Annotated in this window: 19 protein-coding genes; 18 read left to right on the top strand and 1 reads right to left on the bottom strand. The window is 64.2% G+C overall.

What is annotated here, in order from left to right; translation table 11 throughout:
• The first annotated feature begins 4 nt into the window (after nt 1–4).
• The 8 genes from amrB to KIG99_RS18430 all read left to right on the top strand — a co-directional run bounded on the left by amrB (nt 5) and on the right by KIG99_RS18430 (nt 6,291).
• Entirely contained in the window at nt 5–805 is an 801-nt protein-coding gene (gene amrB, locus KIG99_RS18465; protein WP_226461495.1) for an AmmeMemoRadiSam system protein B, read from the top strand.
• Entirely contained in the window at nt 798–1,373 is a 576-nt protein-coding gene (gene amrA / locus KIG99_RS18460; protein WP_226461494.1) for an AmmeMemoRadiSam system protein A, read from the top strand. The genes amrB and amrA overlap by 8 nt, the downstream gene beginning before the upstream one ends.
• Nucleotides 1,370–2,449 (top strand): AmmeMemoRadiSam system radical SAM enzyme, encoded by a 1,080-nt coding sequence (amrS, locus tag KIG99_RS18455; protein ID WP_226461493.1) that lies wholly within the window; start codon nt 1,370–1,372, stop codon nt 2,447–2,449. Before amrA ends, amrS begins: the two co-directional genes overlap by 4 nt.
• The gene (locus tag KIG99_RS18450; RefSeq protein ID WP_226461492.1) at nt 2,446–3,039 is read left to right on the top strand and encodes a dienelactone hydrolase family protein; all 594 of its coding nucleotides are present in this window, start codon (nt 2,446–2,448) and stop codon (nt 3,037–3,039) included. Before amrS ends, KIG99_RS18450 begins: the two co-directional genes overlap by 4 nt.
• 105 nt (nt 3,040–3,144) lie before the next feature.
• Complete coding sequence (upp, locus tag KIG99_RS18445; protein ID WP_226461491.1) at nt 3,145–3,777, top strand: uracil phosphoribosyltransferase; 633 nt, start codon at nt 3,145–3,147, stop codon at nt 3,775–3,777.
• On the top strand, nt 3,774–5,003 hold the full coding sequence (locus tag KIG99_RS18440) for a uracil-xanthine permease family protein (RefSeq protein ID WP_226461490.1): 1,230 nt from the start codon (nt 3,774–3,776) through the stop codon (nt 5,001–5,003). Before upp ends, KIG99_RS18440 begins: the two co-directional genes overlap by 4 nt.
• Nucleotides 5,004–5,221: 218 nt before the next feature.
• Nucleotides 5,222–5,452 (top strand): hypothetical protein, encoded by a 231-nt coding sequence (locus KIG99_RS18435; protein ID WP_226461489.1) that lies wholly within the window; start codon nt 5,222–5,224, stop codon nt 5,450–5,452.
• Between the two features lie 62 nt (nt 5,453–5,514).
• A complete protein-coding gene (locus KIG99_RS18430) occupies nt 5,515–6,291 on the top strand; it encodes a hypothetical protein (protein WP_226461488.1) in 777 nt (258 codons plus the stop codon).
• A gap of 7 nt (nt 6,292–6,298) precedes the next feature.
• Here the strand turns inward: KIG99_RS18430 and trmA are convergent, their stop codons facing one another.
• On the bottom strand, nt 6,299–7,393 hold the full coding sequence (gene trmA, locus KIG99_RS18425; RefSeq protein WP_226461487.1) for a tRNA (uridine(54)-C5)-methyltransferase TrmA: 1,095 nt from the start codon (nt 7,391–7,393) through the stop codon (nt 6,299–6,301).
• A 272-nt stretch (nt 7,394–7,665) separates the two neighbouring features.
• Here trmA and KIG99_RS18420 point away from each other — a divergent pair, with 272 nt between their 5' ends.
• From KIG99_RS18420 to KIG99_RS18375, 10 genes are all read left to right on the top strand, one after another.
• Nucleotides 7,666–7,992, top strand: a complete 327-nt coding sequence (locus KIG99_RS18420) for a hypothetical protein (protein ID WP_226461486.1) — start codon at nt 7,666–7,668, stop codon at nt 7,990–7,992.
• Nucleotides 7,992–8,831, top strand: a complete 840-nt coding sequence (locus KIG99_RS18415; RefSeq protein ID WP_226461485.1) for an HDOD domain-containing protein — start codon at nt 7,992–7,994, stop codon at nt 8,829–8,831. The genes KIG99_RS18420 and KIG99_RS18415 overlap by 1 nt, the downstream gene beginning before the upstream one ends.
• Before the next feature lie 114 nt (nt 8,832–8,945).
• Entirely contained in the window at nt 8,946–12,383 is a 3,438-nt protein-coding gene (gene mfd, locus KIG99_RS18410; RefSeq protein ID WP_226461484.1) for a transcription-repair coupling factor, read from the top strand.
• A gap of 2 nt (nt 12,384–12,385) precedes the next feature.
• The gene (locus KIG99_RS18405) at nt 12,386–13,459 is read left to right on the top strand and encodes a 3-deoxy-7-phosphoheptulonate synthase (RefSeq protein ID WP_226461483.1); all 1,074 of its coding nucleotides are present in this window, start codon (nt 12,386–12,388) and stop codon (nt 13,457–13,459) included.
• 12 nt (nt 13,460–13,471) lie between these two features.
• Complete coding sequence (locus KIG99_RS18400; RefSeq protein ID WP_226461482.1) at nt 13,472–13,732, top strand: DUF4160 domain-containing protein; 261 nt, start codon at nt 13,472–13,474, stop codon at nt 13,730–13,732.
• Entirely contained in the window at nt 13,687–14,007 is a 321-nt protein-coding gene (locus KIG99_RS18395; RefSeq protein ID WP_226461481.1) for a DUF2442 domain-containing protein, read from the top strand. The genes KIG99_RS18400 and KIG99_RS18395 overlap by 46 nt, the downstream gene beginning before the upstream one ends.
• A 140-nt stretch (nt 14,008–14,147) precedes the next feature.
• Nucleotides 14,148–14,744 (top strand): transglutaminase-like domain-containing protein, encoded by a 597-nt coding sequence (locus KIG99_RS18390; protein WP_226461480.1) that lies wholly within the window; start codon nt 14,148–14,150, stop codon nt 14,742–14,744.
• Nucleotides 14,741–15,112: a DUF167 domain-containing protein gene (locus KIG99_RS18385; RefSeq protein ID WP_226461479.1), complete on the top strand. Its 372-nt coding sequence runs from the start codon at nt 14,741–14,743 to the stop codon at nt 15,110–15,112. The genes KIG99_RS18390 and KIG99_RS18385 overlap by 4 nt, the downstream gene beginning before the upstream one ends.
• Nucleotides 15,113–15,122: 10 nt before the next feature.
• A complete protein-coding gene (gene serB, locus KIG99_RS18380) occupies nt 15,123–15,962 on the top strand; it encodes a phosphoserine phosphatase SerB (protein ID WP_226461478.1) in 840 nt (279 codons plus the stop codon).
• 153 nt (nt 15,963–16,115) lie between these two features.
• Nucleotides 16,116–16,991 (top strand): PA4780 family RIO1-like protein kinase, encoded by an 876-nt coding sequence (locus KIG99_RS18375; protein WP_226461477.1) that lies wholly within the window; start codon nt 16,116–16,118, stop codon nt 16,989–16,991.
• The last annotated feature ends 32 nt before the right edge of the window (nt 16,992–17,023 follow it).

Here is a 17,023-nt window from a genome sequence, read left to right as displayed (position 1 = left end):
CACCGTGTCCAGCATCCGCCCGCCGGCCGTCGCCGGCAGCTTCTACCCCGCCGACCCGGCGCTGCTGGCCGCCACGCTGGATCGTTTGCTCGCCGATGCCGGTACGCCGTCCGGTCTGCCCCCCAAGGCCCTGATCGTGCCGCATGCCGGCTACATCTACTCCGGCCCGAGCGCGGCGCGCGCCTACGCGACACTGGCGCCGCTGCGCCGGCAAATCCGCCGCGTCGTGTTGCTCGGGCCAACCCATCGTGTAGCGGTCAACGGTCTGGCACTGCCCGAATCCGGCTTTTTCGCGACACCGCTCGGCAACATCGAAATCGACCAGGACGCCGTCGCCGACCTGCAACACCTACCACAGGTACTGACCAGCGAACTCGTGCATGCGCAGGAGCACTCGCTGGAAGTGCATCTGCCCTTCCTGCAGCGCACGCTCGATCACTTCAAGCTGCTGCCGCTCGCCGTCGGCAACGCCGCGCCGGAAGCCGTGGCCGAAGTGCTCGACACCCTGTGGGGCGGCCCGGAAACGCTGATCGTGATCAGCACCGACCTGTCGCATTTCCTGCCTTATGCCGCCGCTCAACTGAGCGATGGCGCAACCTGCCGGCAGATCCTCGATTTCACCAGCGCCATCCGTCCGGAACAGGCCTGCGGCGCCTTCCCGCTCAACGGCCTGCTGCTCACCGCTCGTCAGCGCGGCCTGCAAACCGAGCTGCTCGACCTGTGCAATTCCGGCGACACGGCAGGCGACCGCGAACGCGTCGTCGGCTACGCCGCCTTTGCCCTGCGCGAGGCCGGCCATGTCTGATCTCGGCAGCAGCCTGCTGATTCTGGCCCGGCATGCGATCACCAGCCGCTTCGTCGAGTCCGGCGTTCTCGCGCATCAGCCCGGACTGCCTCCCGGAACGGTCGACCTGCCGGAATTGCACAAAATGGGCGCCACTTTCGTCACGCTCAGCCAGCGCGGCCAGCTGCGCGGCTGTATCGGCAGCCTCGAAGCCTGGCGCCCGCTGCTCCAGGACGTCCAGGAAAATGCCCGCGCCGCCGCCTTTCGCGATCCGCGCTTCAAGCCGCTCGGCGTCGACGAACTCGGCCGCACCCGCGTCGAAGTCTCGCTGCTGACGCCAGCCACGCCCATGCAGTTCACCAGCGAGGCCAATGCGCTTGCCCAGTTGCAGCCGGGCCGTGATGGCATCATTTTTTCCGCGGGTGGCCGCCGCTCGACTTTCCTGCCGCAGGTCTGGGAACAACTGCCCGCCCCCGCCGACTTCATGGCCCACCTCAAGCAGAAAGCCGGCTTGCCCGCCGCTTACTGGGGCGACGATGTCCGGCTCGAACGCTACGCCGTGATGAAGTGGCAGGAAAACACGCCATGAATCATCCCGCCCGCTGGTGGCACACCCTGCCCGACGGCCGCATCCAGTGCGACCTTTGCCCGCGCGACTGCCTGTTGCACGAAGGCCAGCGCGGCGCCTGCTTCGTGCGCCAGATGCTGGACGGCGGCATGCAGCTGACGACCTACGGCCGCTCGTCCGGCTTCTGCATCGACCCGATCGAGAAAAAGCCGCTCAACCACTATTACCCGGGCAGCAGCATCCTGTCCTTCGGCACGGCCGGCTGCAATCTGGCCTGCAAGTTCTGCCAGAACTGGGACATCTCGCGCTCGAAGGACATGGATCGCCTGATGGACAGCGCCAGCCCGCAAGCCATCGCCGAGGCTGCCGTCGCACATGGCGCGGACGCGGTGGCTTACACCTACAACGACCCGGTGATCTTTGCCGAGTACGCCATCGACACCGCGCTCGCCTGCCGCGCCCGCGGCATCCGCAATGTCGCGGTCACCGCCGGCTACATCCACCCAGCACCGGCGCGCGAGTTCTTTGCCGTGATGGATGCCGCCAACGTCGATCTCAAGGCCTTCACCGACGATTTCTATCACAAGCTGTGCAGCGGCCACCTGCAACCGGTGCTCGACCTGCTCGCTTACGTCCACCATGAAACCGCCTGCTGGCTGGAAATCACCACGCTGCTGATTCCCGGCCACAACGACAGCCCGGCCGAGCTCGGCGAACTGACGCGCTGGATCGCGCGCGAACTGGGCCCGGACGTGCCGCTGCATTTTTCCGCCTTCCATCCCGACTGGAAAATGGCCGACGTGCCGGACACGCCGCCGGCAACGCTCAGTCGCGCCCGCCACATTGCCCAGGATGCCGGCCTGAATTACGTCTATACCGGCAACGTGCACGACCGAGAAGGCGGCACCACCTTCTGCCCGAGTTGCCAGGCCGCCCTGATCGTGCGCGACTGGTACGCCATCCGGCATTACGAACTGACTGCCGAGGGCAGTTGTCCCCACTGCAAGGCCCGCATCGCCGGCCATTTCGGCGCCAGCCTCGGGCGCGATGGCAAGGCTTTCGGCCCGCACCGCATTCCTGTCCACATCACATCATGATCCGCACCATCACCCTGCATACCCCACACGGCCCGCTGCATGCCCAGCTCGACCGTCCCGACAGCCCGCGCGGTCTTGTCCTGCTCGCCCGCGCCCATCACGCAGCGGTCGACAGCTTCATCACGGCCAATCTTGCGGCGCGCGGCTACGCCATCCTGAGTGTCGAACTGCTCTCGACGCAGGAGGCGCATTTCAGTGACGCAACGCAAAACGTGCCGCGCCTCGCGCAGCGCCTGATCGACTTCCTCGACCTGATCCGCCACGATGGCGATATGGAAGACCTGCCGCTCGCCGTCTTCGCCAGTGGCGACACGACACCGGCGGCGATCCGCGCCGCCGCCCAGCGCGACACGCAGATCAAGGTGCTCGCCTGCCACGGCGGCATTGCCGACCGCGCCGGCCTGCAATCGCTGCAACTGCTCAGCGCACCGCTGCTGATGCTGTTCGACGCCGACGACAGCCTGGGCCGCACCGCTTTCCAGCGCGCCGCCGCCCACCTCGGCTGCAGCCACGAGACGCATGTCCTCGGTACCGGCGAAGACCCGGTGCTGCGCGTCGCCGCCTGGCTGTCGGCCTACCTCGGACGCTGACACCAACTTGCTTTCCCGCATCCCGGATATGTGATTTCCCGTATGGGAGAGAAGACGCGAATCGAATAAGCTTCGCAAATTGCCATTCGTCCGCGAGGAAGTCCCATGCCGGTCATTGAAGTCCGTCACCCCCTGGTCAAACACAAGATCGGCCTGATGCGCGAAGGCGACATCAGCACCAAGAAATTCCGCGAGCTGGCGGCCGAACTGGCCCGCCTGCTGACTTACGAGGCCTGCGCCGATTTCGAGCTCGAAACGGTCAGCATCGAAGGCTGGGCCGGGCCGGTCGACATCGACCAGATCAAGGGCAAGAAGGTCACCGTGGTGCCCATCCTGCGCGCCGGCATCGGCATGCTGGACGGCGTGCTCGACCTGATCCCGAACGCCAAGGTCAGCGTCGTCGGCATCGCCCGCAACCACGAGACGCTGATGCCCGAACCCTATTTCGAACGCTTCGTCGGCCAGCTCGACGAGCGTCTGGCGCTGATCATCGACCCGATGCTGGCCACCGGCGGCTCGCTGATCGCCACCATCGACATGCTCAAACGCAAGGGCTGCCAGCACGTCAAGGCACTCGTCCTGGTCGCCGCGCCGGAAGGCATCGCGGCACTGCAGGCGGCGCATCCCGAGGTCCAGTGCTACACCGCCGCCGTCGACAGCCATCTCAACGAACTCGGCTACATCATTCCCGGCCTCGGTGATGCCGGCGACAAGATTTTCGGGACCAAGGAAGCATGAACCCACAACAAGACCCCACCTGGCGCACCGCCCTCGCCGGCGCGCAAATCCTCTTCGTCGCCTTCGGCGCCACCGTGCTGGTGCCGCTGCTCACCGGCCTCAATCCCAGCCTGGCGCTGCTCGGCGCCGGCATCGGCACGCTGATCTTCCAGGTCTGCACCAAGCGTCAGGTGCCAATCTATCTCGGCTCCAGCTTTGCCTTCATCGCGCCGGTCATCTACTCGGTACAGACCTGGGGCATGCCGGCGACGCTCGGCGCCCTCGCCTGCGCCAGCTTTTTCTACTACGTCGCGGCCGGCCTGGTGAAATGGCGCGGCGTCGGCTTCATCCACAAGCTGCTGCCGCCGGTCGTGATCGGCCCGGTGGTCATGGTGATCGGCCTCGGCCTGGCCCAGGTCGCGGTCGGCATGGCGACCGGCAAGGCCGGCAGCGCGCAGGTCGTGCCCTACGGCACAGCGATCGCGATCGCCGGCATTTCGCTGCTCGCGACGATGTTGACCGCCATCCGCGCACGCGGCCTGTTGAAGCTGGTGCCCATCCTGGTCGGCGTTGCCGTCGGCTATGTCGTTTCGCTGTTCGCCGGCATCGTCGATTTCGCCAAAGTCAGCGATGCCGCCTGGCTTGCCCTGCCCGAGTTCGGCCATCCGGAGTTCAACCCGGCGGCCATCCTGTTCATGATCCCGGTCGCGATTGCCCCCATCGTCGAGCACGTCGGCGGCATCCTCGCCATCGGCTCGGTGAGCGGCAAGGACTACACCGAAAATCCCGGCCTGCATCGCACGCTGCTCGGCGACGGCCTGGCGGTCAATGTCGTCGGCCTGTTCGGCGGCCCGCCGGTGACCACCTACGGCGAAGTGACCGGCGCCGTCATGCTGACCAGGAACTACAACCCGGTGGTGATGACCTGGGCGGCCGGCTTCGCCATCCTGATGGCCTTCGTCGGCAAGTTCGGCGCCCTGCTGCAGACCATCCCGCTGCCGGTCATGGGCGGCATCATGGTGCTGCTCTTCGGCTCGATCGCCGGCATCGGCCTGAAAACGCTGATGGATGCCAGGGTCAATCTGGCCAATGCGCGCAACCTGTGCATCGTCTCGGTGACGCTGGTCACCGGCATCGGCGGCCTCGCCGTGCAGATCGGCAGTTTCTCGCTGCAGGGCATCAGCCTGTGCGGCGTGCTTGCCGTGCTGCTCAACCTGCTCCTGCCGCAGGAGCCGGAAGGCAACTGAGTCACCCAGCCCCGGCCGCGACCGGGGCTTTTTTTTGCCACTCGATTGATGCGCCGGCGGGGCAAGCATTTTTACCCTTTTTTACCGGTCGACCGTGCCAACAATGGCAATTCGAGTCGCTTAAACATTCTTCACAACTACGTGCGTGACATATGGGCAATGCGGGTGTATTTTGCGCCCCGGTGACGTTTCCATAAAAAGCCGCAAAGGCAGCGCCAATGACGAACAACTCAGGGGATACCAGCACAATGCAGGAACAGCACAGCCCGTTGGGCGGACAGGACAAAAGAGCCGGTCGCGACCGGCGCAGCAGCAATGGCCACAGCGCCTACACCGGCCCGGAACGGCGTTGCATGGCCGATCGTCGCCAGACGCGCATTGCCGAGATCACCTATTTCGAATGGGCCTCGCATTTCGTCCGCTTCCACGAACTGAAGCAGCCGACCTGAAGCCTCACCGCCGCGCCCATGTCCCGGTTGTCCCGGGCGGGCTGCCGGCACCAGCCAAATCCATGTTCAAAAAATTCCGCATCCTGCTCCTGCTGCTCGTCCTGGCCACGGTCGGCCTCGGCGCCTGGCGCGCCAATGCCCGGCTGACCGCGTGGGAACACACCGTGCACGTCGCCATCTACCCGGTGGCGGCGGATGACTCGCCGACCACGGCACGTTTTGTCAGCGAACTCAATGCCGAACAATTCGCCGAAATTGCGCAGTGGCTGCAAAGCGAAAGCGACCGTTACGGCCGCAGCGTGCTGCAACCGGTCGGCCTCAACCTGGCGCCGGCCATTGCAGCCAAGCCGCCACTGCCGCCAAGCCACGGCAGCACGCTGGACATCATGTTGTGGAGCCTGAAATTGCGCTGGTGGGCGGCGCAGAATGACAAGATCAGCGGCCCGAAACCGCAGGTCCGGCTCTACGTGCTTTTCCACGACCCCGAGCGCGGCAATGTCCTGCCCCACTCGACCGGCCTGAGCAAGGGCCAGGTCGGCATCATCCACGCCTTCGCCCATCGCCTGCAGCGGCGCCAGAACAACGTGGTGATCGCGCACGAACTGCTGCACACCTTCGGCGCTACCGACAAGTACGACCTCGCCACGCAGCAACCGATCTATCCGCAGGGTTATGCCGAGCCGGAACGCCAGCCGCGCCTGCCGCAACAACTCACGGAAATCATGGGCGGCCGCCGCCCCATCGACGAAAACCATGCCGAGATTCCGGCCGGCCTCGCCGCAACGCTGATCGGCCCGGAAACCGCACAGGAAATCGGTCTGCAGCGGTCGACGCGCTAAAAAGGCCTTATTTCGGGCGCCGCGTCAGCAGCAACCCGCACTCCAGGTGATGGGTGTAGGGAAACTGGTCGAATACCGCAGCAGCGCTGATCGCATGCGTCGCCTGCAAGGCGGCGACATTTTCCTGCAGGGTCAGCGGATTGCAGGAAATGTAGAGAATATTGTCGAAGCCTGCAGCCAGTTCGAGCGTCTCCGGATCGAGGCCGCTGCGCGGCGGATCGACGAAGATGGTCGAGAACGCATACTGCGCCAGGTCGATGTCCTGCATGCGCTGAAAGACTTCGCGCCCGGCCAGCGCCGCGCTGATTTCGTCACTGGACATGCGTACCATGGCGACGTTTTCGATGCCATTGCCTTCGAGGTTGAACTGTGCGGCATGCACCGACGACTTGCTGACCTCGGTCGCCAGCACGCGCCCGAACAAGGGCGCCAGCGCCACCGTGAAATTGCCGTTGCCGCAATAGAGTTCGAGCAGGTCGCCGCCCAGCCCGGCCGATTGCGCACAGGCCCAGCCCAGCATCTTGCGATTGACGCCGCCGTTGGGCTGGCTGAAGCTGCCTTCGATTTGCTTGTAGCGCAGTTGGCGGCCGTTGAGTTCGAATTCCTCGAGCAGCCAGTCGCGGCCGAGCACGATCTTCTGGCCGCGACTGCGTCCGATCAGCTGGATGCCGAGTTCGTCGGCCAGCTCGCGCGCGGCAGCTTCCCAGGCTGCATCGAGCCGGCGGTGATAGATCAGCGTAACCAGCAGCTCGCCACTCAGGGTTGCCAGGAAATCCACCTGGAACAGCCGGTGGCGCAACGCCTCGCTGGCTTGCAGGCGTTCGCGCAGACGCGGCATGGCGTCGGCGATGGTCGGATCGGCAATCGGGAAAGCCTCGATGGTCACCGGCACCTTGGGATTGGCGGCATTGAACATCGCGTAGTCGAGTGCGTCATCCTGATGCCAGATGCGGAACTCGGCACGCATCCGATAGTTCAGCGGCGCCGAGGCAAACACCTCGGGCTCGGGCAGCCCGAACTGGGCGAAATCGAGCTTGAACTGGGCGAGCTTGTCGGCAAGCAGCGACGAATACTGGGCGGGATCGATACGGGATAGCGGCATGGTGTCAGCGACGTTCTGATCATTCCGGTACGGCACCGGAATGCATGATGGAAAAGCGGCGATTGGCCGAGGGCGGAATATACGCCTCCCGACCGGCCTCAAGATCACCGGCGGGCGAAAATTGGGGGTAAATTCGCGTCGACCGCTAAAACCTTTTCACGGATTGCGGATCTGAGCATTCAAGCTCAAGAAAACGAGATAACACATTAATATTTATTGCATTTGTTGTTTTTGACAAATAATATATGCCATAAACCTTATCAGGAAGTTGCATGGAAACTCGCCTGCGTTACTTGCCGATCACCGATGCTGCCGAAGGCATGACCCTCGGCGCTCCAGTCGTTCTCTCCAAACAGGGTATCAACAACTTCAAGCTGCCCGCTGGCCACACCCTGACCGAGACCAACATTCACCAGATGGCACTGCGCCACGCCGAATTCGTCTGCATCGAAGTACCCGACGAGCGCAGCCAGGAAGAGCGCGAAGCGGAATGGGCGGTCGAGGAAATGCGCATCAGCCATATTTTCCGCGCCGCCGATCTCGCCGACCCGATGATGGCCCGCCTGCACGCCGCCGTCCTCAACTTCCGGAGAAGCTGATGCCGATCCAGCTGAGCGAAACAGAAATTTCCAGCCGGGCAATCAGCCTGCCCGCCTTCCCGAAAATCGTAAATGAGATCATCCAGACGCTGGATGACGACAACGCCACGCTTGGCGCCCTGGCCCATCTGGTCGAAACCGACCCGGTCCTGACCGCCCGCATCGTCTCGATTGCCAATTCAGCCGCCATGGGCGGACGCAATGCCGGCGGCCTGCGCAATGTGCATGCCGCCATCTCGCTGATCGGTCTCGCCCGCGTACGCGAACTCGCGCTCGCGGTCAGCCTCGCCGAGTTCGCCAAGAAGAGCCAGATGTCGGCCTATTTCTGGGAACACAGCGTCGCGGTCGCGATCACCGCCCAGGAACTCGGCCGCTTCACGCACGTCGCATCCGACCATGCCCTGGTTGCCGGTCTGCTGCACGACATCGGCCAGCTCTGGATGGCCCGCTTCTACCCGCTCGAATTCCAGATGGTGCGCACCGCCCGCGACACTGGCAACGAGAACATCATCGATATCGAACGGCACCACTTCGGCCTCGATCACTGCCAGATTGGCGCCGTTCTCGCCCGCCAATGGTGGCTGCCGGAAAGCGTGATCGCTGCCATCGCCGGCCACCACGACCCCAGCCAGGCGATGCATGAGCGCCTGGTACCGCTGATCCACGTTGCCGAGATGTTTTCCAACGCGCTCGACCTGACCAGCCGCCAGGACAACCAGGTCGCCCGCCTGTCCGAAGCCGCCTGCGCGGCCATCGGCTTCGACTGGGAACAGGATCTCAACAGACTGTTCGGCAAGATCGAGGCACGTACCGAATACGCCTGCCGGGTTTTCCGCTGATACGATCGATGACGGCCGGCCTTTTGTCCAGCGGCAAAGCCGGCCGGTAAAAAAACGCCCCGGGACGAAGGGGCTATAATTCCGTCCCCACAACGCTGCACCTGTTGCCCCTCCGTGTCCGCCCCCAAAAAGCTGCTTGCCCTTCCCGCCCTGCCCAAGCCCGGCGCCCGCATCGATCTGCCCTTGCTCGCCGGCTCTGCCGACGCCCTGGCGCTGGCCGAACTGGCCGCCCAGGCCAAGGGCCGGCTGCTCGCCGTGATCACCGCCAGCGCGGCCGATGCGCAGCGCCTGCTGGAAGAAATCCCGTGGTTTGCGCCAGACCTCAAGGTGCGCCTGCTGCCGGACTGGGAAACCCTGCCCTACGATCACTTCTCGCCGCACCAGGACCTCGTTTCCGAACGTCTGGCGACCTTGTGGGCGGCCTTGCAGGGTGAAGTGGAAATCCTGCTCGTGCCGGCGTCGACCGCTGTGAACCGCCTGGCGCCGCCGGAATTCATGGCCGCCTACACCTTCGAGTTCAAGAAGGGCCAGAAACTCGACGCCGAGAAATTCCGCAGCCAGGTCACGCTGGCCGGCTACGCGCACGTCACGCAGGTTGTCACGCCCGGCGAATACTCGATCCGCGGCGGCCTGATCGACCTCTTCCCGATGGGCTCGCAACTGCCCTACCGGCTCGACCTGTTCGACGACGAGATCGAAAGCATCAAGACCTTCGACGTCGACACCCAGCGCACTGTCTATCCGGTGCCGGAAGTCCGCCTGCTGCCGGCGCGCGAATTCCCGATGGACGACAAGGGGCGCACGCATTTCCGCCAGAGCTTCCGTGAGCGCTTCGACGGCGATCCGGCCAAATCCGGCATCTACAAGGACATCTCGACCGGCATCGCCAGCGCCGGCATCGAGTACTACCTGCCGCTGTTCTTCGATGAAACAGCAAGCATCTTCGCCTACCTGCCCAAGGATGCGGTTTTCGTCACGCACGGCGATGCGCCGGCCGCGATTGCCGCCTTCTGGGCCGACACCAAGTCGCGCTACAACCTGTTGCAGGGCGACAAGGGACGGCCGCTGCTGGCGCCGGAAGAACTCTTCCTGACCGACGAAGCCTTCTTCACGGCGGCCAAGGCTTACGGTCGACTGGCGCTGGAAGGCAAAAATGCCGAGAACGGAAAACTGCCTGGCGTGGCCGTCGACCGGCGCAGCGACGAGCCGCTCGGTGCGCTGAAGAATCATCTCGCCACTTTCAAGGGGCGCGTCCTGCTTGTTGCCGAAACCGCCGGCCGGCGCGAAACGCTGGCCGCGATGTTCGCCGAGCACGATCTCAAGCCCGCCGCCAGCGCCGACCTCGCCGGTTTCCTGGCGAGCGACGCCAAATTGGCGCTGGGCATCGGCCCGCTGCAGGCCGGCTTCACGCTCGACAACGTCGCCTTCATCACCGAGACCGAGCTGTTCGCCGGCAGCCCGCGCCGCACCCGGCGCGAAGCGGCCAAGAAGGCGACCTTCGACAACTGGCTGAAGGACCTCACCGAACTCAAGGTCGGCGACCCGGTGGTGCATGAAAGCCACGGCATCGGCCGCTACCAGGGCCTGGTGCGCATGGATCTCGGCCTTGGCGAGCAGGAATTCCTCGAACTGCATTACGCCAACGATGCCAAGCTCTTCGTGCCGGTGTCGCAGTTGCAGGTCATCTCGCGCTACTCGGGCAGCGATCCGGAAAGCGCGCCGCTGCACACGCTCGGCTCCGGCCAGTGGGAAAAGGCAAAGCGCAAGGCGGCCGAGCAGGCGCACGACACCGCCGCCGAACTGCTCGCGCTGTACGCCGCACGCGCCGCGCGGCAGGGCCACGCCTTCGCCTTCAAGGAAACCGACTACGAGGCCTTCGCCGACGGCTTCGGCTTCGAAGAAACCAACGACCAGGCGCAGGCGATCGCTGCCGTCATCGAAGACATGCGCTCGGGCAAACCGATGGACCGCCTGGTCTGCGGCGACGTCGGCTTCGGCAAGACCGAAGTCGCGCTGCGCGCCGCCTTCTGCGCGGTGGCCGGCGGCAAGCAGGTAGCGGTACTGTGCCCGACCACGCTGCTCTGCGAACAGCATTACCAGACCTTCGCCGATCGCTTTGCCGACTGGCCGGTCAAGATCGCCGAAATCTCGCGCTTCAAGACCGCCAAGGAAACGACGCAGGCCCTGCAGGAACTGGCCGAAGGCAAGATCGACATCATCATCGGCACGCACAAGCTGATCGGCAAGGACGTCAAGTTCAAGCAGCTCGGCCTGGTCGTCATCGACGAGGAACACCGTTTCGGCGTGCGCCAGAAGGAAACCCTGAAGGCGATGCGGGCCGAGGTCGACGTGCTGACCCTGACCGCAACGCCGATCCCGCGCACGCTGGCGATGAGCATGGAAGGCCTGCGCGACTTCTCGGTGATCGCCACCGCGCCGCAGAAGCGCCTGGCGATCAAGACCTTCGTGTCCCGTTTCTCCGACGGCATCATCCGCGAGGCCGTCCTGCGCGAACTCAAGCGCGGCGGCCAGGTGTATTTCCTGCACAACGAAGTCGACACCATAGCGAACATGCAGGAAAAGCTGGCCAAGCTCGTGCCGGAAGCACGCATCGTGATCGGCCACGGCCAGATGAACGAGCGCGAACTGGAACGAGTCATGCGCGACTTCACCGGCCAGCGCGCCAACGTACTACTGTGCACGACCATCATCGAAACCGGCATCGACAACCCGCACGCCAACACCATCCTGATCAACCGTGCCGAGAAGTTCGGCCTTGCCCAGTTGCACCAGTTGCGCGGCCGGGTCGGCCGTTCGCACCACCAGGCCTACGCCTACCTGCTCGTGCAGGACGAGAAGGCACTGACCAAGCAGGCGAAGATGCGCCTCGAAGCCATCCAGGCCATGGAGGAACTCGGTTCCGGCTTCTTCCTCGCCATGCACGACCTGGAAATCCGCGGCGCCGGCGAAGTGCTCGGCGACAACCAGTCGGGCGAAATGCAGGAAGTCGGCTTCAACATGTACACCGACATGCTCAACCGCGCCGTCGCCGCGCTCAAGCAGGGCAAGCACCTGGCGGCGGTCGACCTGACGCAACCGCTCGGTATCGGCACCGAAATCAACCTGCGCACACCGGCCCTGCTCCCCGACGGCTACTGCCCGGACGTGCATGAGCGCCTGACGCTGTACAAGCGCCTGGCCAACTGCGAGACCGCAGAAGACATCGATGCCCTGCAGGAAGAACTGATCGACCGCTTCGGCGAACTGCCGATCCAGGGCCAGTCGCTGCTCGCGACGCACCGCCTGCGCCTGCTCGTCAAACCGCTGCTGATCCAGAAGCTGGACGCCACCAACGACCAGGTCACCATCCAGTTCAGCCCGGAATTCTCGAAGAGTCCGCCTATCGAGCCGATCAAGATCATCAATTTGATCCAGAAGAACCGCAGCTATAAGCTGGCGGGACAGGATAAAATTTCCCTTTTGCGCCACTGCCCGACGCTCAACGACAAGGTCGCCGCAGTGAAAGACATGATTCGACAGCTAATAAACTAATTATGACGACCCCAGACATCGACAACGTAAACGTGACCGCCTTCGACACCATGCCGACGCCGGCCGAGATCCAGGCCCGCCGGCCGCTCACCGCCAAGGCCGCAAAGACCGTCACGCACGGCCGCAACCTGCTGCGCAAGATCATCGACCGCAAGGATCATCGCCTGTTCGTCGTGGTCGGCCCCTGCTCCATCCACGACCCGGTCGCCGGCATGGACTACGCGCGCCGCCTGAAGAAACTGGCCGACGACGTCGGCGACACGCTGCAGATCATCATGCGCGTCTATTTCGAGAAGCCGCGCACCACGGTCGGCTGGAAGGGCTACATCAACGATCCGTTCATGGACGACTCCTTCCAGGTCAATGTCGGCATGGAAAAGGCCCGCCAGTTCCTGCTCGACGTCAACGAACTCGGCCTGCCCGCCGGCACCGAGGCGCTCGACCCCTACGGCCCGCAATACTACGGCGACCTGATCACCTGGACCGCCATCGGCGCCCGTACCACCGAATCGCAGACGCACCGCGAGATGTCCTCCGGGCTGTCCACGCCGGTCGGCTTCAAGAACGCGACCAGTGGCGACCTGACGGTGGCGACCAACGCCATTCTCTCGGCCTCCAACCCGCACTCCTTCCTCGGTCTGAACAGCGAAGGCCGCGTCGCCATCGTGCGCACCAAGGGCAATGCCTACGGCCACGTGGTTTTGCGCGGCGGCGACGGCAAGCCGAACTACGACACCGTCTCGGTCGCGGTCGCCGAACAGGCCATGGCCAAGGCCAAGCTGCCGGCCAACATCGTCGTCGACTGCTCGCATGCCAACAGCTCGAAAAAACCGGAACTGCAACCGCTGGTCATGGCCGACATCGTCAACCAGATCCGCAATGGCAACAAATCACTGCTCGGCGTGATGATCGAATCCAACCTCGAAGCCGGCAACCAGTCCATCCCGAGCGATCTGTCGCAACTCAAGTACGGCTGTTCGGTGACCGATGGCTGCGTCGATTGGGAAGCCACCGAGAAGATGATCCGCGATGCGGCCGTGCTGCTGCGGGATATTTTGCCGGAACGCCTGGCCTGAGGAAATGCGACGATGCCGACCATCAGCCAGTTCTTCGGCATCGTCATCCAGATGTTCTGGCAGGAACATGCACCTCCGCACTTTCATGCGCTGTATGCGGAACATGAAGCCCTGATCGATATTCGAACGCTGGAAGTCATTCGCGGCAGCCTGCCCAGGCGAGCATTGAATCTGACGATAGAATGGGCCATCGAACACCGGCCAGAACTGATGGAGGATTGGGAACTATGCCAAGCCAGACAGAAACCCAGGAAAATTCAGCCGCTGGAGTAGTTCCAGCGGCGCCATGGCGCATTCAGGCCATTTCTGTATTGCCTGATTTTCGACTTGCCCTGACCTTCCGCGATGGCTTGACCGGCATTGCCGACTTCTCGGCGATCAAAACGACACCCAACCCCGGCATCTACGCCCCATTGGCCGACACCGATTTCTTCGCTCAGGTACAGATCGAACTTGGCGTACCCACCTGGCCGAATGGCGCGGACTTCGATCCGGCGTGGTTACATGAGAATTTATCTGCAGGAAAACTGTGGTCTGTCCCCTATTGACGGTCCCCTATTGACGGTCCCCTATTGATGCAGCTCGATTGATGCGGCTGACGACTTCAGGTTCTACGACAAACCCTGGGTCGTCGGCGAACCTTGCTCGACGACATTCATCACACCAACCCCGCCCCGAGATACCCGACTTGCTCTCTCCCTACCTCGCCCCCGGCAAACACGTCGACTTCGAGCATCCGCTCGTCGCCGCCAAGGCGGCCGAACTGGCCGCCGGTGCTGCCGATGAAGTCACCCTTGCCCGCCGCTGCTTCGAATTCGTGCGCGACGAGATCGAGCACAGTGTCGATTTTTGGCGCAACCCAGTGACCTGCAAGGCCTCCGACGTGCTGCGCCACGGCACCGGCTATTGCTATGCCAAGAGTCACCTGCTCGCCGCCCTGCTGCGCGCCAACGGCATTCCCGCCGCGCTCTGCTACCAGCGCCTGTCGGTCGGCGAGCGCGGCGCGCCCTATTGCCTGCACGGCCTGAATGCCGTGTTCCTCAAGGACTACGGCTGGTATCGCATCGACGCACGCGGCAACAAGCCGGGCGTCGCCGCCGACTTCTGCCCGCCGCGCGAGGTGCTCGCCTTCGCCATCAAGGCGGACGACGAGCTCGATCTCCCGGGTATTCATGCCGCACCGCTCGCCGTCGTTACCGACGTGCTGGAGCGCTATGCGGACGTCGGCGAAGTCTATGCCCATCTGCCCGATCTCGAACCATCCACTGCCCCCGAACAAGCATGAAGAGCCGCAAACCCCGCCGCATCCCGCCCGACAGCGACAAAGGCATGCCGCTTGATTCCTTCTGCGCAATGGATGGCGATACGCTGGTGCTCAACGTGCTCGGCACGCCAAGTGCCGGCTGCGATGCGATCGGCCAGCCCAAGGGCAAGCAGTTGCGGATCAGCGTCACGGCGACGCCGGTGGCCGGGCGGGCGACCGATCACATGGTGCGCTACCTGGCCGGCGAGTTCGGTGTCACGCCGGACGCCATCGAAGTGGTGTTCGGCCGGTACAATATCAACAAACAGCTGCGCATCCGCGCCCCGCAAGCATTGCCGGCGGTCATCGCAAGGCATCTGGCACAAGACAAACTGACACTCGATTTCTGAACCCGACACCATGAACCTGATCATCCAGGGCGGCGCACTGCCCACCTTCCTGCTCGAACGCATTTTGGCCGCTACCGGCACGTCGACCGTTGAGCCGCGCCCGCCGCAGGTCGTCTGCATCAGGAACGCTACGCGCACGGCCGAGTTCGATGCGCTGATCCCGCTGATCGAAGCGGAAAAGCTCGACTGGGCCTTCATCCCGGCCGGCAGGAAGCTCTCCGATTACAAGCTGATCTGTTTCGACATGGATTCGACGCTGATCACTATCGAGTGCATCGACGAACTGGCCGACTTTGCCGGCAAGAAGGACGAAGTGTCGGCAGTGACCGAGGCGGCCATGCGCGGCGAGATCGATTACCGCGAAAGCCTGCGCCGCCGCCTGGCACTGCTCGCCGGTCTCGATGCGCGCGTGCTGGCGCGCGTTTTCGGCGAACGCCTGCTGCTCTCGCCGGGCACCCGCGAACTGCTCGAAGCGGCACAGAACGCCGGCCTGCGTACCGCCATCCTGTCCGGCGGCTTCACCTATTTCACCGAGCGCCTGCGCATCGAACTGGGCTTCGACTTCGCGACCTCGAACGAGCTGGAAATCTCCGGCGGCAAGCTGACCGGCCGCGTCGTCGGCGATATCGTCGATGCCGCCGCCAAGGCGCATCACACGACCCGCCTGACCGACGAGCTGGGCTTGCGCAAGGAACAGGTCATCGCCGTCGGCGATGGCGCAAACGACCTGCTGATGATGGCCCAGGCCGGCCTGTCGGTCGCCTTCCGCGCCAAGCCGGCAACGCGCGCCAAGGCCGACGTGGCGATCAATTTCGGTGGCCTCGACGCGTTGCTCAAGCTGTTCGACTAAGCCGGAGCAGCAGAAAGAAGCAACGAAAGAGCGCGTCGGCGCTAGACTGCACCACCCCACTCCGCCGCCCCGGCAGAAAGCTTTCATGCAAGCCACACCTGCCAGCGCCGGCACCTGCCCTGCGTCCACCGTCCGTCCTGACGGACATCGCTCTTGAAGACCCCGGCCCGGATCGAGCCGCTGGTGGTCGATGGCCTGGTCGACTCGGTCGTCCGCCAGTTGATGAGCGGCAAGGAAGCCATGGTCTATGTCGTGCAGTGCGGCGACGAGTTCCGTTGCGCCAAGGTGTACAAGGAAGCCAACAAGCGCAGTTTCCGCCAGGCGGTCGACTACACCGAAGGCCGCAAAATCAAGAACAGCCGGCAGGCCCGCGCCATGCAGAAGGGGTCGCGCTACGGTCGCCAGGAGCAGGAAGCGGCCTGGCAGCATGCCGAGGTCGATGCACTGTACCGGCTGGCTGCCGCCGGCGTACGCGTGCCGACGCCGTACAACTTCCACGAAGGCGTGCTGCTCATGGAGCTGGTCGCCGACGAGGACGGCGAACCGGCGCCCCGCCTCAACGATGTCCAGTTGAGCCCCGAAATCGCCCGCGAATACCACGCCATGCTCGTCCGCCAGGTCGTGCGCATGCTCTGTGCCGGCATCGTGCATGGCGATCTTTCCGAATACAACGTGCTGGTCGACAGCGCCGGCCCGGTCATCATCGACCTGCCGCAGGCGATCGATGCGGCCGCCAACAACAACGCCAGCCGCATGCTGGAACGCGACGTGGACAACCTCGCCACCTATTTTGGCCAGTTTGCCCCGGAACTGCGCCAGACCAGCTACGGCAAGGAAATCTGGGCGCTTTATGAAAGCGGCAAGCTGCAGCCGGAAAGCGAGTTGACCGGCATCTTCACGCCGCCGGAAACCGTAGCTGACCTCGATGAAATCATGCAGGTCATCGACGCGGCCGCTGCGGCCGATGCCGACCGCCGGGCACGCAAGGCAGCGCTGGAGCAGGGCCTGGCCAGCCAGGATGAATTCTGAGGGCGGTTCAGCCGCATCCGAAGCACCGCGCG

It is taken from the genome of Quatrionicoccus australiensis (genome assembly GCF_020510425.1).
GTDB classification, from domain to species: domain Bacteria; phylum Pseudomonadota; class Gammaproteobacteria; order Burkholderiales; family Rhodocyclaceae; genus Azonexus; species Azonexus australiensis_A.
Note: the sequence above shows the minus strand (reverse complement) of the source record. Positions and strands in the feature narration are given on the sequence as shown.

Excerpts from the sequence above, each read along its gene's own strand:
- amrA (WP_226461494.1), top strand. The coding sequence starts at position 798 with ATGTCTGATCTCGGCAGCAGCCTGCTGATTCTGGCCCGGCATGCGATC.
- amrS (WP_226461493.1), top strand. The coding sequence starts at position 1,370 with ATGAATCATCCCGCCCGCTGGTGGCACACCCTGCCCGACGGCCGCATC.
- KIG99_RS18450 (WP_226461492.1), top strand. The coding sequence starts at position 2,446 with ATGATCCGCACCATCACCCTGCATACCCCACACGGCCCGCTGCATGCC.
- upp (WP_226461491.1), top strand. The coding sequence starts at position 3,145 with ATGCCGGTCATTGAAGTCCGTCACCCCCTGGTCAAACACAAGATCGGC.
- KIG99_RS18440 (WP_226461490.1), top strand. The coding sequence starts at position 3,774 with ATGAACCCACAACAAGACCCCACCTGGCGCACCGCCCTCGCCGGCGCG.
- KIG99_RS18435 (WP_226461489.1), top strand. The coding sequence starts at position 5,222 with ATGACGAACAACTCAGGGGATACCAGCACAATGCAGGAACAGCACAGC.
- KIG99_RS18430 (WP_226461488.1), top strand. The coding sequence starts at position 5,515 with ATGTTCAAAAAATTCCGCATCCTGCTCCTGCTGCTCGTCCTGGCCACG.
- trmA (WP_226461487.1), bottom strand. The coding sequence starts at position 7,393 with ATGCCGCTATCCCGTATCGATCCCGCCCAGTATTCGTCGCTGCTTGCC.
- KIG99_RS18420 (WP_226461486.1), top strand. The coding sequence starts at position 7,666 with ATGGAAACTCGCCTGCGTTACTTGCCGATCACCGATGCTGCCGAAGGC.
- KIG99_RS18415 (WP_226461485.1), top strand. The coding sequence starts at position 7,992 with ATGCCGATCCAGCTGAGCGAAACAGAAATTTCCAGCCGGGCAATCAGC.
- KIG99_RS18405 (WP_226461483.1), top strand. The coding sequence starts at position 12,386 with ATGACGACCCCAGACATCGACAACGTAAACGTGACCGCCTTCGACACC.
- KIG99_RS18400 (WP_226461482.1), top strand. The coding sequence starts at position 13,472 with ATGCCGACCATCAGCCAGTTCTTCGGCATCGTCATCCAGATGTTCTGG.
- KIG99_RS18395 (WP_226461481.1), top strand. The coding sequence starts at position 13,687 with ATGCCAAGCCAGACAGAAACCCAGGAAAATTCAGCCGCTGGAGTAGTT.
- KIG99_RS18385 (WP_226461479.1), top strand. The coding sequence starts at position 14,741 with ATGAAGAGCCGCAAACCCCGCCGCATCCCGCCCGACAGCGACAAAGGC.
- serB (WP_226461478.1), top strand. The coding sequence starts at position 15,123 with ATGAACCTGATCATCCAGGGCGGCGCACTGCCCACCTTCCTGCTCGAA.